Source organism: Saccharothrix hoggarensis (assembly GCF_052936025.1).
The window spans coordinates 5,489,943-5,504,580 of record NZ_CP193624.1 but is presented as its reverse complement, the minus strand read 5'-3'; the positions used below and the strand labels follow the sequence as shown (position 1 = coordinate 5,504,580).

Below are 14,638 nucleotides of genomic sequence, written 5' to 3'. Positions count from 1 at the left end.
AGCACCTGGAGACGGCGAACCGCGTGCGCCCTCGCCGCCGCCCTCGGCGCGATGACCCTCGTCGCGACCCCGCCCGCGGCGGCGCAGGACGGGGAGCGCCTCCTCGTCTTCACCAAGACCGCGGGCTTCCGGCACGACTCCATCCCGGACGGCATCGCCGCGATCACCGCCCTCGGCGCGGCGAACGGCTTCACCGTCGAGGCCACCGAGGACGCCGCCGCCTTCACCGACGCCAACCTGGCCCGCTTCGACGCCGTGGTCTGGCTGTCCACCACCGGCGACGTCCTCGACGACGCCCAGCAGCAGGCGTTCCAGCGGTACGTGGAGAACGGCGGCGGGTACGCCGGCGTCCACGCCGCCGCCGACACCGAGCACTCCTGGCCCTGGTACGGCGAGCTGGTCGGCTCGCACTTCAGGTCGCACCCGGCGATCCAGGAAGCCGACGTCCAGGTGGAGGACCACGGCCACCCGTCCACCGCGCACCTGCCGGCCACGTGGACCCGCACCGACGAGTGGTACAGCTACCAGTCCAACCCGCGCTCCCGCGTGAAGGTGCTGGCCAAGCTGGACGAGTCCAGCTACTCGCCCACCGACCCGTCCGGCGACCACCCCATCTCCTGGTGCCACACCCCCGGCCAGGGCCGGTCCTGGTACACCGGCATGGGCCACACCAGGGAGTCCTTCGCCGACCCGGCGTTCCGGCAACACCTCCTCGGCGGCCTGCGGTACGCGCTCGGCGCCGCCGCGGCGGACTGCGAGCCGGACCCCGCCGCGCCCACCGACTCCGACTTCGACCAGGTCACCCTCGCGCTCGGCGAGGAGAAGACCGGTGAGCCGATCGCGATGGCCGTGCTGCCGGACCGCAAGGTCGTGCACACCTCCCGCGACGGCCGAGTCTGGCTGACCACGCCGGAGGCCACGACCACGCTCGCCGGCCGCGTCCCCGTCTACAGCCACGACGAGGACGGCCTGCAGGGCGTCGCCGCGGACCCCGACTTCGCGCGGAACCGCTGGCTCTACCTCTACTACGCGCCACCGCTGACGACACCGCCGGGCGACGCGCCGGAGACCGGAACGGACGCCGACTTCGCGCCGTTCCGCGGCCACAACCAGCTGTCCCGATTCACGCTCACCACCGACGGCGTGCTGGACCTCGCCAGCGAGCAGCGCATCCTGCAGGTGCCCGCCGACCGCGGCCTGTGCTGCCACGCCGGCGGCGAGATCGACTTCGACGCCGCCGGGAACCTGTACCTGTCCACCGGCGACGACACCAACCCGTTCGCCTCGGACGGCTACACCCCGATCGACGAGCGCGCCGACCGCAACCCCGGCTTCGACGCGCAGCGCTCGTCCGCCAACACCAACGACCTGCGCGGCAAGGTGCTGCGGATCAAGGTGCGGGCCGACGGCACGTACACCGTCCCGGACGGCAACCTGTTCCCGCCCGGCACCGCCAAGACCCGGCCCGAGATCTACGCGATGGGCTTCCGCAACCCGTTCCGGTTCGCCGTGGACAAGGCCACCGGCTGGCTCCACCTCGGCGACTACGGCCCGGACGCGGGCTCCGCCAACCCGGCCCGCGGCCCCGGCGGCACCGTCGAGTTCAACCTGGTCAAGGGCCCCGGCAACTACGGCTGGCCGTACTGCGTCGGCGACAACACCCCGTACGTCGACTACGACTTCGCCACCAAGGCCTCGGGCGCCGCGTTCGACTGCGCCGCGCCGAAGAACACCAGCCCGCGCAACACCGGCCTCGTCGACCTGCCGCCGGTGCAGCCCGCGTGGATTCCCTACGACGGCGGGTCCCTGCCCGAGTTCGGCTCCGGCGGCGAGTCGCCCATGGGCGGCCCCACCTACGACTTCGACCCGGACCTCGCGACCGTCACCAAGTTCCCGGAGTTCTTCGACGGCAAGACGTTCGCCTACGAGTGGGACCGCGGCTGGATCAAGACCATCGACGTCGGCGCGAACGGCGAGCGCGGCGCGATCACGCCGTTCTTCGACTCGATGAAGCTGACCCGGCCGATGAACCTCGAATTCGGCCCGGACGGCTCGCTGTACGTGCTGGACTACGGCAGCGGCTACTTCGGCGGTGCGCCCGACTCGGCGGTGTACCGCATCGACCACACGCGCGGCAACCACACGCCGGTGGCCAAGGTGGCCGCCGACCGGACGTCCGGACCGGCGCCGCTGACCGTGCGGTTCGACCCGGCGGGCACGGCCGACGAGGACGGCCACGCGCTGACCTACTCGTGGGACTTCGACGGCGACGGCACGACCGACTCCACCACCGCCGGACCCGTCACCCACACGTACACGGCCATCGGGCAGTTCACCGCGAAGCTGTCCGTCACCGACCCGACGGGGCTGGTCGGCTCGGCCGGCGTCGTGGTCAACGTGGGCAACACGCGACCCGTGGTCGTGCTGGACGCCCCCGCCGACGGCCGCGTGTTCGCGTTCGGCGACCAGGTGCCGTTCAAGGTGACCGTCACCGACCCGGAGGACGGGCAGGTCGACTGCTCGAAGGTGACCGTGGAGTACATCCTCGGCCACGACAGCCACGGCCACCCGCTGACCCGCGCCACCGGCTGCGAGGGCGTGATCGCCACGCCGTCCGACGGCGGGCACGGCACGGACGCCAACATCTTCGGCGTCATCAACGCCTCCTACACCGACGGCGGCGCGCCCGCGCTGACCGGCGAGGACGAGGCGGTGCTGCAACCGAAGGACAAGCAGGCCGAGTTCTTCACCACGATGCAGGGCGTGCAGGTCGTGGAGACGGGCACGGCCGAGGGCGACAAGCGCGTCGGCTACCTCGACAACGGCGACTGGATCGCGTTCGACCCGGTGCACCTCGGCGGCGTCACCGCGATCGGCTACCGCGTGTCGTCCGGCGGCAGCGGCGGCACGATCGAGGTGCGCGTCGACTCGCCGACCGGCCCGCTGGCGCAGCAGGTGGCCGTGCCGCCGACCGGAGGCTGGGACAACTACGTCGACCTCGCGCCGGCGCCGATCAGCGACCCCGGCGGCACGCACCGGCTGTTCCTGGTGTTCAAGGGCAGCGGCAGCCTGTTCGACGTCGACGCCATCCGGTTCTCCACCGGCCTCGGCTGGGAACCGGCGCGGGCCACGCCCGCCGAGTCGCACACCGCGCAGCACGGCACCACGGTGATCCACGCCGCCGAGGCCCAGGGCGGCCGCCAGGTCGGCAACGTCCACGACGGCGACTGGATCGCGTTCGACGCCGTCTCGCTGGCCGGCGTCACGGGCATCGGCTACCGCGTCGCCTCCGCCACGGCGGGCGGCACGATCGAGGCGCGCCTCGACTCGCCGACCGGCCCGCTGCTGCTGAGCACCCGCGTCACCGGGACGGGCGGCTGGCGCGCGTACGCCGACCTCGCGCCCGCGCCGATCACCGACCCCGGCGGCACGCACCGGCTGCACTTCGTGTTCCGCGGCGGCGGCGGCGCGCTGCTGGACCTCGACACGATCACGTTCCGCGGCGCCGGCACCGTCGCCGGCGTGGACGTCCCGGCGGAACACCTGACCGGGCAGCAGGGCGTCGTCGTCCACGACCGCGCGACCGCGCAGGGCGGCAAGCGGGTCGGCGACGTCCACGACGGCGACTGGGTGTCGTACGCCGACGTCGACCTGGCCAAGGTCGCCGGCATCGGCTACCGCGTGTCGTCCGGCGGCATCGGCGGCACGATGGAGGCGCGCGCCGACTCGCCGACCGGACCGCTGGTGCACGAGACGCTCACCGTGCCCGTGACGGGCGGCTGGGACAACTACGTCGACCTCGCGCCGAAGGCGGTGGCGTTGACCGGGGTGCGTGACCTGTACCTGGTGTTCAAGGGCGCCGCCACAGGGCCGTTGTACGACGTCGACACCGTGAAGTACCTGCGCTACAAGCCGATCAGCGGCACCTGCGCGCCCACCGCGCCGGAGCAGGGCTACCGCAGCCTCTACGACGGCACGGGCGTGACGGGGTGGCGCCAGGCCGGGCCCGGCCGGTTCGTCGAGGAGGACTGCACGTTGCGGTCCGAGGGAGGGCTCGGGCTGCTGTGGTTCGAGGAGGAGTTCACCGCCTACAGCCTCAAGCTCGACTGGAAGATGGCGGGCGACGACAACTCGGGCGTGTTCCTCGGGTTCCCCGACCCGGGCGCCGACCCGTGGGTGGCCGTGAACAACGGGTACGAGGTGCAGATCGACGCCACCGACGCGCCGGACCGCACCACCGGCTCCGTCTACGCGTTCCAGTCGGCGAACACCGCCGCCCGCGACGCCGTGCTGAAGCCGCCGGGGGAGTGGAACTCGTACGAGGTCGTCGTGACCGGGCAGCGCATCCGGGTGTTCCTCAACGGCGCCCTGGTGAACGATTTCACCAGCACCGACCCGGCGCGTGACCTCAGCCGCGGGCACATCGGCCTCCAGAACCACGGCGGGGGCGACGACGTGTGGTTCCGGAACGTCCGGATCAAGCAGTTGTGACACCCGGTGGCGGCCGGCGGGCACCGCGTCCCGCCGGCCGCCACCGTGGCCCCAACCGAAGACCGGCCCGACCCGAGGACCGGATCGTCCTGATGACCGAGGAGCCACCCATGCCGTCCCGCCGCACGTTCCTGGGCACCGCACTCGCCGCCGGCGCGGCCGTCGCCCTGCCCACCGCCGCGTCCGCATCCGATCAGGGGCACCGCCGGGTGCCGAGGGAATCGATCAGCATCCAGCTGTACACGCTGCGCGGCATCATGGGCGACGACCCCGAGCCGGTGCTGTCCGCGTTGGCCGACATCGGCTACCGCAAGGTCGAGCTGGCCGGCACCTACGGTCGCGGCGCGGCCGAGTTCGCCGCCGTGCTGCGGCGGTGCGGGCTGCGGGCGTCGTCCAGCCACGTCGGCATCGACGGCGACCTCGACCGGGTGATCGCCGACGCGCACACGCTCGGCCACAAGTACGTCGTGGTGCCGTGGGTGAACTACGCGACGATCGCCGAGTGGCGGGCGTTCACCGCGCGGCTGGAGGCGGCCGGCGACAAGCTGCGGCAGGCGGGCCTGAGCCTCGGCTACCACAACCACGCGCACGAGTTCGCGACCGTCGAGGGCGTGCGGCCGATCGACGTGATCACGACGGGCACCACGCGCCGCAACGTGCACCTCGAACTCGACCTGTACTGGGCGGTGACCGGCGGCGTCGACCCGGTGGACGTGTGGCGCGCCCACTTCCCGAGGGTGCGGCAGTTCCACGTCAAGGACCGCGCCGCCGACGGGTCGTTCGCCGACCTCGGCACCGGCACGATCGACTTCGCGGAGATCTTCCGCCGGACGAACGTCGCCGAGTACATCGTCGAGAACGACCAGCCGCGCGACGCGTTGGAGACCGCCCGGATCGGCTACGAGTACCTGGCGAACCTGCGGTTCTGACCACTGCGAGGTGCGGCACGGCACGCGGACCGTGCCGCACCCGCCTTCCGCCGGCAGCGCCGCTCGACGGGTCGGTTCAGCCGATCGGGGACGGGTAGAACGCCGCACTCCGGGTAACACCACCGCATGCGCAGGGCGGATGGCAGGCGACCGGACGGTGTGGACGACGCGACCGTGGAGGCGGTGGGCGTGCTGACCGAGGCGTTGGAGACCACGGAACGGGCCCGTGGCCACCTGTTCTCGTTCCACCAGCTCACCGGCAGCGCTGACGCGAAGGCCCAGGACGCCGCCCGGCTGCTCCGCGAGGCCGGGCACGGCGACCTGGCCGACCGGCTGGAGGCCCACCTCGTCGGCCGCAACGTGGTGCACGGCCGGTGGACGTTCCAGCTCGTCGAGGAGTACGACGACGACTACTACCGCTGCTTCCGCGACTGGGAGCGCACCGTGCGGGAGGAGCTGCTCGGCGGCGTCCGGCACGTGTACGAGTCCGAGATGAAGGAGCGCAACACCACGCCGGGCGCCCCGGGCCACGAGCTCAACCCGTAGGGCCGGGGGCGGTCCGGCGTCAGGACCTCCCGCAGGCGCTTACTCGTCTTCCTTCGCCTCGCCGCGGCGGCGCATGAACGTGAAGCCGGGGATGCCCAGGATCGCCTGCCGGACGTCGTTGGTGACCTCCAGCAGTTGGTGGATGTCCGGGCCCACGCGGTCCAGCGTCGTCAGGATGGGCAGCACGTCGTCGATCAGGTGCTTGGTCAGCACCGGGAGCTGGTCCACGAGCTGCACGGCGGCGTCGACCTCGTGCGGGGACAGCTCGTCCACGAACCGCTGCGCGAGCGGCTGGGCCTTCTGCGCGAGCGGCGCGTAGCTGTCCAGCAGCTCGCGTGACGTGCGGGCGGTGTGGCCGACGTCCGTCGTGACGCCCTCGGCCGCGGCGGTGACCGCCCTGGCCCGGCCGACCAGCGCCTCCGTCTCGTCCAGCACCCGTGCGGTGCGGGTGACCAGCTCGTCGGCCTGGCGGACCACGGCCTCGGCCGCGCCCAGCAGGTCGAGCACTCGGCCGGGCACGGACACGGCGGTCTCGACGGTGGTCCTCGCCAGACCGAACAGGGCGCGCGGGGTCAGATCCATGCCGTCCACTCTGCCGCACCGGAGCCGTCCCGGCCTCAGGGAGATCCCTGACGGAGTGATCCTTGTCCGAGTCGTCCAGACCAATTAGAGTGACCTGCGCCACCGCCTCGACCCTCCCCGCGTGGGAGTCGAAGGAGGCACCCATGTCCGGAACGCTCCGGGCCGTGGTCTCGGTGGCTGTCGTGGCGGTGCTCGCCGGCGGCCTGACGTTGGCGTCGCCGGTCGCGCACGCGCAGGTCGAAGCCGGTCCTTGGACGTCGTACTCGCCCACGTTCACCGTGCAGGAACGCGGGTGCGGCGACGTCACCGACTTGACCTTCCGCCTCACCTGCGCCACCGCGAGCGGCGACCAGCGCGCCGAACGCCGGTACGCCACGTACACCGGCGGCACCCGCCAGTTCGAGGGCTCGTTCCGGATCACGAGCCTCGGCGGGACCCGGATCAGCCTGAAGCAGACGTTCGACGACTCCACGCCCGGCCCGTACTTCATGGTGGCCGTGGAACGCGGCGGACGGCTGTACGCGGTGCACGGCGGAGCGACGGTCGCCACCGGTGCGACCGTCGGCACGACCGTGCGGGTGAACACCGTGCACGCGGTGGGCAGCGAGCACCGGACGTACATCAACGGGTCGTTGCGGCACACGTACGCCAGTCCCGACGGCAGCTTCTACGACAAGTTCGGCGCCTACCGCACGAACAGCGGCCAGGGACCGGCCACGGTGGTGTGGAGCGGCATCCGGTTCTGGCGCAGGTGAGGGGTCTGCTCGCGGTGCTGGTGCTGCTCCTGGCCGCCTGTGGCCAGGAGCAGCACCACCGGCTCACCGCCACGTTGACCTCGCCGACCGACGTCGCCCTCGCGTGGGAGCCGGAGCGGGGCGTGGCGGGACAGGTCGTCGAGTACGCCCACGAACCCGGCGGGCCGTACACCGTGCTGGAGTTCGCGCCGCCCGGCCGGACCACGCACGAGCACCCCGACCTGATCCCGCACACGTCGTTCTACTACCGGGTCCGGCCGTTCCACGGCCCCGTGTCGGCGACCGTGGACGTCACCCTGCCGCCGGGCGACGCCGTGCCCGACTCCGACGACCACGCGTGGGCGGAACCGGTCAGCGGCCCGAGCGGAACCCATCCCGTGCGCCCCGCCGTTCCGCCTTCCGCCCCTCCCGCTTCTCCGGACGCCGATCGCGCCTCCTCCTCCGCCGATCCCACTACCTCCGACGCCGCTCCAGGCGACTTCCACGCCGAGGTGAAGCACGCGAACGGAATCCTGTTCACGTGGACCGACCACGCGGCGGGGGAGGACGGCTACCTGCTGGAGGTCCGACCCGCCGGCGCGACCGACTTCACGGTGGCCGCGCAACTCGACCCCGACGTGCGGTCGTTCGGCCTGATCACCCTGCCGACCGAGAAGACCGCCGCCTACCGGGTCCGCGCCTACTACCACGGCGCGCCGTCCACCGTGGCCCACCAGAGAACCGGTGACGACCAGAGCCGCTGACCGCCGCCTAGGCCGGGGAGGTCAGGGCGAGGTCCACGCCCGTCTCGACGTGCACACGGGTGGAGTCGATCAGCGGCACGGTGCTGTCCGACTGGTCGACCAGGAGGGTGATCTCGGTGCAGCCCAGGATGATCGCCTCCGCGCCGCGGTCCACCAGGCGTGCCATCACGTCCCGGTACGCGGCGCGGGAGGCGGGCTCCACCCGGTTCCGGGTCAACTCCTGGTAGATCACGTCGTGCACCAGCGTGCGATCCGGCTCGTCCGGGACCACCGGCTCGACGCCGTGCTCCCGCATCCGGTCGCGGTAGAAGTCCTGCTCCATCGTGAACCGGGTGCCGAGCAGGCCGACCGTGCGGTAACCGGCCAGCTTCCGCGCCGTGGCGTCCACGATGTGCACGAACGGCACGTCGACCGCGGCGGTGATCGCGTCCGCCACCTTGTGCATGGTGTTGGTGCACAACAGGATCAGCTCGGCGCCCGCCCCTTCGAGCTTGCGTGCCGCGTCCGCCAGCACCTCACCGGACCGCTCCCACCGGCCCGTCCGCTGCAACTCCTCGATCTCGGCGAAGTCGACCGTCACCAGCACGCTGGGCGCGCAGTGGTGACCACCGAGCCGTCGCCGCGTCTCCTCGTTGAGCAGCCGGTAGTACTCGGCGGACGATTCCCAACTCATCCCGCCGATCAAGCCAATGGTTCGCATGACCCCGATTCTGAACGCCCCCACAACGTCCCCACCACCGAAATCCCCCGAGCCGCCCCCGACCACCTCCCACGTCCCCCGGCCCACCTCCCACGTCCCCCCGGCCCACCTCCCGCGTCCCCCGGCCCACCGCCGCGCTGTGGCCTAAAAGATCCTTGCCCTTCCGGTGTTACGACGTGTGCGCCTCCTCAGCGAATTGGGTGCGGTACAGCTCTTCATAACGCCCACCCGCGGCGAGCAGATCGGTGTGCGTTCCGCGTTCCACCACCCGACCTGCCTCGACGACCAGGATCAGGTCGGCCGCCCGGATGGTCGACAGCCGGTGCGCGATGACCACCGCCGTCCGCCCGGCGAGGGCCTCGCCCAGCGCGGCCTGCACCGCGGCCTCCGACGTGGAGTCCAGGTGCGCCGTGGCCTCGTCAAGGATCACCACGCGCGGCTTGGCCAGCAGCAGCCGGGCGATCGTCAACCGCTGCCGCTCACCGCCGGACAGCCGGTAGCCGCGCTCGCCGACCACCGTGTCCAGCCCGTCCGGCAGCGACCTCACCAGGTCCGCCAGCCGCGCCCGGCCCAGCACCTCCCACAGCTCGTCGTCGGTCGCCGACGGCTGCGCCAGGAGCAGGTTCGACCGGATCGACTCGTGGAACAGGTGACCGTCCTGCGTCACCATGCCCAGCACGTCGCGGAGCGAGTCGGCCGACAGGTCGCGGACGTCCACGCCGGACAGCCGCACCGCTCCTTCGTCCACGTCGTACAGGCGGGGGATCAGCGAGGCGATCGTGGACTTCCCCGCACCCGACGAGCCGACCAACGCCACCACCTGGCCCGGTTCGGCCCGGAACGACACCTCGTGCAGCACCTCCACTCCGCCGCGGTTGTCGAGCACCGCGACCTCTTCCAACGACGCCAGGGACACCTTGTCCGCGGACGGGTAGGCGAACCGGACGTTCTCGAACTCCACGGACACCGGCCCGTCCGGCACGGACCGCGCACCGGGCTTCTCGGTGATCAACGGCTTCAGGTCCAGCACCTCGAAGACCCGCTCGAAGCTCACCAACGCGCTCATCACCTCGACCCGCGCGCTGGCCAACGCGGTGAGCGGCGCGTACAGCCTGGTCAGCAACAACGCCAACGCCACCACCGAACCCGCGTCCAGTTGGCCGCGCAACGCGTAGAAGCCGCCCAGCCCGTACACCACGGCCAGCGCGAGCGCCGACACCAGCGTCAGAGCCGTGAGGAACACCGTCTGCACCATCGCGGTCCGCACCCCGATGTCCCGCACCCGCCGCGCCCGCTCCGCGAACTCGGACGACTCGCGCGCGGGCCGGCCGAACAGCTTCACCAGCGTCGCGCCCGGCGCCGAGAACCGCTCGGTCATCTGCGTGCTCATCGTCGCGTTGTGGTTGACCGCCTCCCGCTCCAGCCGCGCCAGCCGCGAACCCATGCGCCGCGCCGGCACCACGAACACCGGCAGCAGCACCAACGCGAGCAGTGTGACCTGCCACGACAGGTTGATCATCACCACCAGCGTCAGCAGCAGCGTGACGAGGTTGCCGGCCACACTGGACAACGTGTCGCTGAACGCCCGCTGCGCACCGATCACGTCGTTGTTCAGCCGGCTCACCAGCGCCCCGGTGCGGGTGCGGGTGAAGAACGCGATCGGCATCCGCTGCACGTGGTCGAAGACCGTGGTCCGCAGGTCCAGGATCAGATCTTCGCCGATGCTCGCCGACAACCACCGCGTGACGAGGCCCAACGCCGCCTCGAGGATCGCGATGCCGGCGATGACGCCCGCCAGGCCGAGCACCACCTCGTACGCCGAGCCGCGGACGATCGCGTCCACGATCCGTCCCGCCAGGACCGGGGTCACCACCGCGAGCACCGCCACGACCACGCTCAGCACCAGGTACTGGGCGAGTCGCCGCCGGTGCGGGCGGGCGAACGCCCAGATGCGGCGGAGGGTGGCGACGGAGAACGGCCGCTTGTCGTCCTGGGCGTTCGTCACGTGGTACAGCGACATCCAGGCGGTGGTTTCCATGTCCATGCCCGGAACGTAGGACCTGGAGTCAGCTGGAGGTCAAGCTCCGCGGCACGTAGTCCTTCAGGGACACCGTGTTCGCGATCTTCTGCAGACCGCCGAACAGCCTCGCCCCGCCGGGGATGTGGGGCACGACGCGCAACGTGAAGTCCCGCAGGCGGATGAACACCCGCGACTTCGGCATCAGGCTGTCCACCCCGCCCAGCGCGAACTTCTGGCAGCGGGTCACGTACTCGCGCATCACCTCCTCGTATCTGCGGAACGCCGTCCGGTGGCCCGGCGCCGTGGCCAGCTCGCCCGCGAGGACGTACGCGCCGACCAACGCCATGCTGGTGCCGTCGCCCGCCATCGGGGACGCGCAGAACGCCGCGTCGCCCAGCAGCGCGATCCGCCCGCGCGACCACGTGTCCATCCGGATCTGACAGAGCCGGTCGAAGTAGAAGTCGGGAGCCGTTCGCAGGTCGTCGAGCAGCCGCGGCACCTCCCACCCGTCACCGGCGAACGCGGTGGCGACCAGCCGGCGCTGCCACGCGGTGTCGCGCCGGTCGTGCTCCAGCGGCGGCGAGGCGAACACGAACATCGCCTTCGCCCCGCCACCCGGCGTGGGATAGAGGCCCGCGGTCCGGCCGGGAACGGTGTGCAGCAGCTGCCGGCCGTCCAGGTCTTCCCGCCGGGTCGTGGTGAAGGTGGAGATGTAGGCGCCGAGGTCGTGCGCGAACGCCTCCTCGGGCCCGAACGCCAGCGACCGGACCTTGGAGTGCAGCCCGTCCGCGCCGACGACCAGGTCGAACGTGCGGGGAGCGCCGCGCTCGAAGGTCACCTCCACGCCCCGGTCCGTCTCGGTGAGCGAGGTGACGCCGTCGCCGAAGACGTACTCGACCCCGGACGCCGTCGCCTCGTGGAGGATGCGGACCAGGTCGCCCCGCAGGATCTCCAGTTCCGCGATGGCGCCGCCCGAGTCGCCCATCGTGTCCGACGACATGGTCGCCGTGGGTCTGCCCGCCGCGTTCACGAACGCCATGCCTCTCGCGCCCGTGTGCGCGGCGCGCACCTGGTCGAGCACGCCCATGCGCTCCGCGACCTCGCGCGCCGTGCCTCGCAGGTCGACCGCCTGGCCGCCGGGCCGGGGCGCGGGTGCGCGCTCGACGACGGTCGGGGCGAAGCCGTGGTGGCGCAGCCAGTAGGCCAGGGCAGGGCCGGCGACGCTGGCGCCGGAGATCAGTACGGTGTTCATGCGTACAGCGTACATATCCGTCTTACCTCGTCAATCACTCGATAGTGCACTAGTGCGCTAGGCTTTGGTGCACTACCTTCGAGGAGGCGGGCATGACTGACGCGATCTACGAGCGGATAGCGCGCGCGATTCGCGAACGGATCGAGTCGGGGGAACTGCGCCCCGGTGATCGGGTGCCGTCGACGCGCGAGATCACGGTGACGTGGGACGTCGCGATGGCCACGGCGACCAAGGCGTTGCTGTCCTTGCGCGCCGAGGGCATCGTCCGTCCGGTGGCCGGTGTGGGCACGGTCGTGTCCGAGTCGGTGGGGGAGGTCGCGCGGCCGCGCGCGCAGCAGACCGACCTGTCCGGTGAGCGACTGGTCCTCGCGGGGGTCCGCGTCGCCGACGCGGACGGGCTCGACGGGTTGTCGATGCGGCGGGTGGCGTCCGAGCTGGGTGTGGCGACCATGTCGTTGTACCGGCACGTCGAGAACAAGGACGAACTGGTGTTGCGCATGATCGACCACGTGTTGCGGAAGGAGGAGTTGCCCGACCCTGCGCCCGAGACCTGGCGGGAACGACTGGAGGTTTCCGCCCGGTTGCAGTGGAGGCTGTTCCAGCGGCACCCCTGGCTGGCGCCCGCGATGTCACTGACCAGGCCACAGCTGTTGCCCAGCGCGGTGGCGCACACCGAGTGGGTGCTGAGCGCGCTCGAAGGGAAGGGGTTGAGCCTGGAAGAGAGAATGCACGCCGCGGTGACGGTGTTCGGCTTCGTGCGAGGTGTCGCGGTCAACATCGAGCCCGAGGCCGAACAGCGGCGGCACACCGGGATCACCGGTGACGAGTGGATCGACCAGCAGGCGCCGGCCCTGCTGGACATCGCCGCCACCGGTCGGTTCCCGACGTTCAGCCAGGTGCTCGGCACCGAGCTGGACATGAGGTTGGACACGCTCTTCGAATTCGGCTTGGCCCGGATGCTCGACGGGATCGGGGAATGGATCAGTGGTCGGTCGACGTTGACGGAAAGGAGGACTGGCATGTGAAGACTTGGGGAGGCACGAGGTGGCGCTGGACCCGGAGGATCTGTTCGAGGTCGACTCCGACGTCCCGGACCTGAGTGGAGCGGTGCTGCTGCACCACTTCAGCGGCTTCATGGACGCCGGCGCGGCTGGTGCGGTGCTCGTCGCCCACCTGCTCGAGGTGCACGAGCACCGGGTGATCGCCCGGTTCGACATCGACGACCTGATCGACTACCGCGCCCGGCGGCCGACGATGACCTACGCCACCGACCGGTGGGAGGACTACGACGCGCCCGAGCTGGTCGTCCACCTGCTGCACGACGCCGTGGGCACGCCGTTCCTGCTGATGACCGGCCCCGAGCCGGACCGGAGGTGGGAAGCGGTGGCCGAGGCGGTGCGGGCGCTGGTCGAGCGGTGGGGGCTGCGGCTCGCCATCAGCTTCCACGGCATCCCGATGGGGGTGCCGCACACCCGGAAGCTGTCCGTGATCTCCCACGCCACGAGGCCGGAGCTGATCACGGAGAGCTCGCCGTTCAGCCGGGTGCAGGTGCCGGGCAACCTGTCGGCGCTGCTGGAGCTGCGGCTCGGTCAGGCCGGCCACGACGCCATGGGCTTCGCCGCCTACGTCCCGCACTACCTGGCGCAGGGCACCTACCCGGCGGCCGCGCTCGGACTGCTCCAGGCGCTGACCAAGTCGACGGGCCTGGTGGTCCAGGCCGCCGCCCTGAACGAGGCGGCCCAGCGGACCGACGCCGAGATCGCCAGGCAGGTGGCGGAGTCGTCCGAGGTCGCCCAGGTGGTCGAGGCCTTGGAGCGTCAGTACGACGCCTTCACCGAGGCCTCGGAGAACCTCCTGGTGGCCGAGGACGAGCCGCTCCCCACGGCGGACGAGATCGGCGCCGAGTTCGAACGCTTCCTGGCCGAACAACAACGCGACCACTGACCCACCACACCGCGACACCGCCCGCCGGCCGCTGCAGGCACCCGCCGCCTGCACTGGTCGAACGCGGCCCGTCCGGCGGCGGCTGCTCGATGGACCCCACACTCGACCCGGCGCGGCACCGACAAGCCGCCGCCGGTGCCGGTGGTGCCCGCAGCGCCTCCGCCGGCACCACCCACTAGCGGAGTGACGTTGCCCGCCGACTGGTCACCGGTGCCGGTCGAACCGCCCCTGCCTCCCGTTGGCGTGGCGCGGACGCCTGGTGCCGCCCTGTGCCGACCACCTGTTGCCGGGCCACCCGCCGTCTCGCGCGCGGCCGACCGCAGTGTGGGTGCCGAGGGCGCGCGTGGATGATGTGCGGGTGGCTGAACCTGCTTCGCTCGCCGAGGTCCGTGCTCGGATTGATTCGATCGACTCTGAACTGGTCCGGCTGCTGGCGCAGCGGCAAGGGCTGGTGCGGGCGGCGGCGGCTTTCAAGGTTGACGATCAGGCTGTCCGGGCGCCGGACCGGGTTGCTCGGGTGATCGCGTCGGTTCGGGAGCGGGCTCTGGAGGCGGGGTTGGAGCCTGCGGTCGCCGAGGCGGTGTGGCGGGCGATGATCGGGGCGTTCATCGAGGTCGAGTTGGTTGAGCGTGCCAACGTCGCGGGCGAGGGTCGCGGGGACTAGTTGCCGCTGGGG

At 71.7% G+C, this 14,638-nt stretch carries 12 protein-coding genes; 8 read left to right on the top strand and 4 right to left on the bottom strand.

What is annotated here, in order from left to right:
• Positions 1 to 51 precede the first annotated feature (51 nt).
• From ACRAKH_RS24710 to ACRAKH_RS24700, 3 genes are all read left to right on the top strand, one after another.
• Positions 52 to 4,491 (top strand): carbohydrate-binding protein, encoded by a 4,440-nt coding sequence (locus ACRAKH_RS24710; RefSeq protein WP_380722046.1) that lies wholly within the window; start codon positions 52 to 54, stop codon positions 4,489 to 4,491.
• A 92-nt stretch (positions 4,492 to 4,583) separates the two neighbouring features.
• Positions 4,584 to 5,420 (top strand): sugar phosphate isomerase/epimerase family protein, encoded by an 837-nt coding sequence (locus ACRAKH_RS24705; RefSeq protein ID WP_380722011.1) that lies wholly within the window; start codon positions 4,584 to 4,586, stop codon positions 5,418 to 5,420.
• 126 nt (positions 5,421 to 5,546) lie between these two features.
• Positions 5,547 to 5,966, top strand: coding sequence for a hypothetical protein (locus ACRAKH_RS24700; RefSeq protein WP_380722010.1), 420 nt, complete (start codon positions 5,547 to 5,549; stop codon positions 5,964 to 5,966).
• A 39-nt stretch (positions 5,967 to 6,005) separates the two neighbouring features.
• Here ACRAKH_RS24700 and ACRAKH_RS24695 read toward each other — a convergent pair whose 3' ends face one another.
• Positions 6,006 to 6,548, bottom strand: coding sequence for a hypothetical protein (locus tag ACRAKH_RS24695; protein WP_380722009.1), 543 nt, complete (start codon positions 6,546 to 6,548; stop codon positions 6,006 to 6,008).
• A gap of 143 nt (positions 6,549 to 6,691) precedes the next feature.
• On the opposite strand from ACRAKH_RS24695, the gene ACRAKH_RS24690 reads away from it, so the two are divergent.
• Together ACRAKH_RS24690 and ACRAKH_RS24685 are read left to right on the top strand one after the other, a co-directional pair.
• Positions 6,692 to 7,303, top strand: a complete 612-nt coding sequence (locus ACRAKH_RS24690; RefSeq protein ID WP_380722007.1) for a hypothetical protein — start codon at positions 6,692 to 6,694, stop codon at positions 7,301 to 7,303.
• Positions 7,300 to 8,046, top strand: coding sequence for a fibronectin type III domain-containing protein (locus ACRAKH_RS24685; RefSeq protein WP_380722006.1), 747 nt, complete (start codon positions 7,300 to 7,302; stop codon positions 8,044 to 8,046). The genes ACRAKH_RS24690 and ACRAKH_RS24685 overlap by 4 nt, the downstream gene beginning before the upstream one ends.
• A 7-nt stretch (positions 8,047 to 8,053) precedes the next feature.
• Here ACRAKH_RS24685 and ACRAKH_RS24680 read toward each other — a convergent pair whose 3' ends face one another.
• The 3 genes from ACRAKH_RS24680 to ACRAKH_RS24670 form a co-directional block, all read right to left on the bottom strand.
• Positions 8,054 to 8,746 (bottom strand): aspartate/glutamate racemase family protein, encoded by a 693-nt coding sequence (locus ACRAKH_RS24680; protein ID WP_380722004.1) that lies wholly within the window; start codon positions 8,744 to 8,746, stop codon positions 8,054 to 8,056.
• 169 nt (positions 8,747 to 8,915) lie between these two features.
• Positions 8,916 to 10,766, bottom strand: coding sequence for an ABC transporter ATP-binding protein (locus ACRAKH_RS24675; RefSeq protein WP_380722044.1), 1,851 nt, complete (start codon positions 10,764 to 10,766; stop codon positions 8,916 to 8,918).
• Positions 10,767 to 10,812: 46 nt separating this feature from the next.
• Entirely contained in the window at positions 10,813 to 12,018 is a 1,206-nt protein-coding gene (locus tag ACRAKH_RS24670) for an FAD-dependent monooxygenase (protein WP_380722002.1), read from the bottom strand.
• Positions 12,019 to 12,110: 92 nt separating this feature from the next.
• Between ACRAKH_RS24670 and ACRAKH_RS24665 the strand changes: the two genes are divergently transcribed.
• The 3 genes from ACRAKH_RS24665 (at position 12,111) to ACRAKH_RS24655 (ending at position 14,626) form a co-directional block, all read left to right on the top strand.
• Entirely contained in the window at positions 12,111 to 13,043 is a 933-nt protein-coding gene (locus ACRAKH_RS24665) for a TetR/AcrR family transcriptional regulator C-terminal domain-containing protein (protein WP_380722000.1), read from the top strand.
• Positions 13,044 to 13,062: 19 nt separating this feature from the next.
• Positions 13,063 to 13,962, top strand: coding sequence for a proteasome assembly chaperone family protein (locus ACRAKH_RS24660; protein WP_380722042.1), 900 nt, complete (start codon positions 13,063 to 13,065; stop codon positions 13,960 to 13,962).
• Positions 13,963 to 14,320: 358 nt separating this feature from the next.
• Entirely contained in the window at positions 14,321 to 14,626 is a 306-nt protein-coding gene (locus tag ACRAKH_RS24655; protein WP_380721998.1) for a chorismate mutase, read from the top strand.
• Positions 14,627 to 14,638 lie beyond the last annotated feature (12 nt).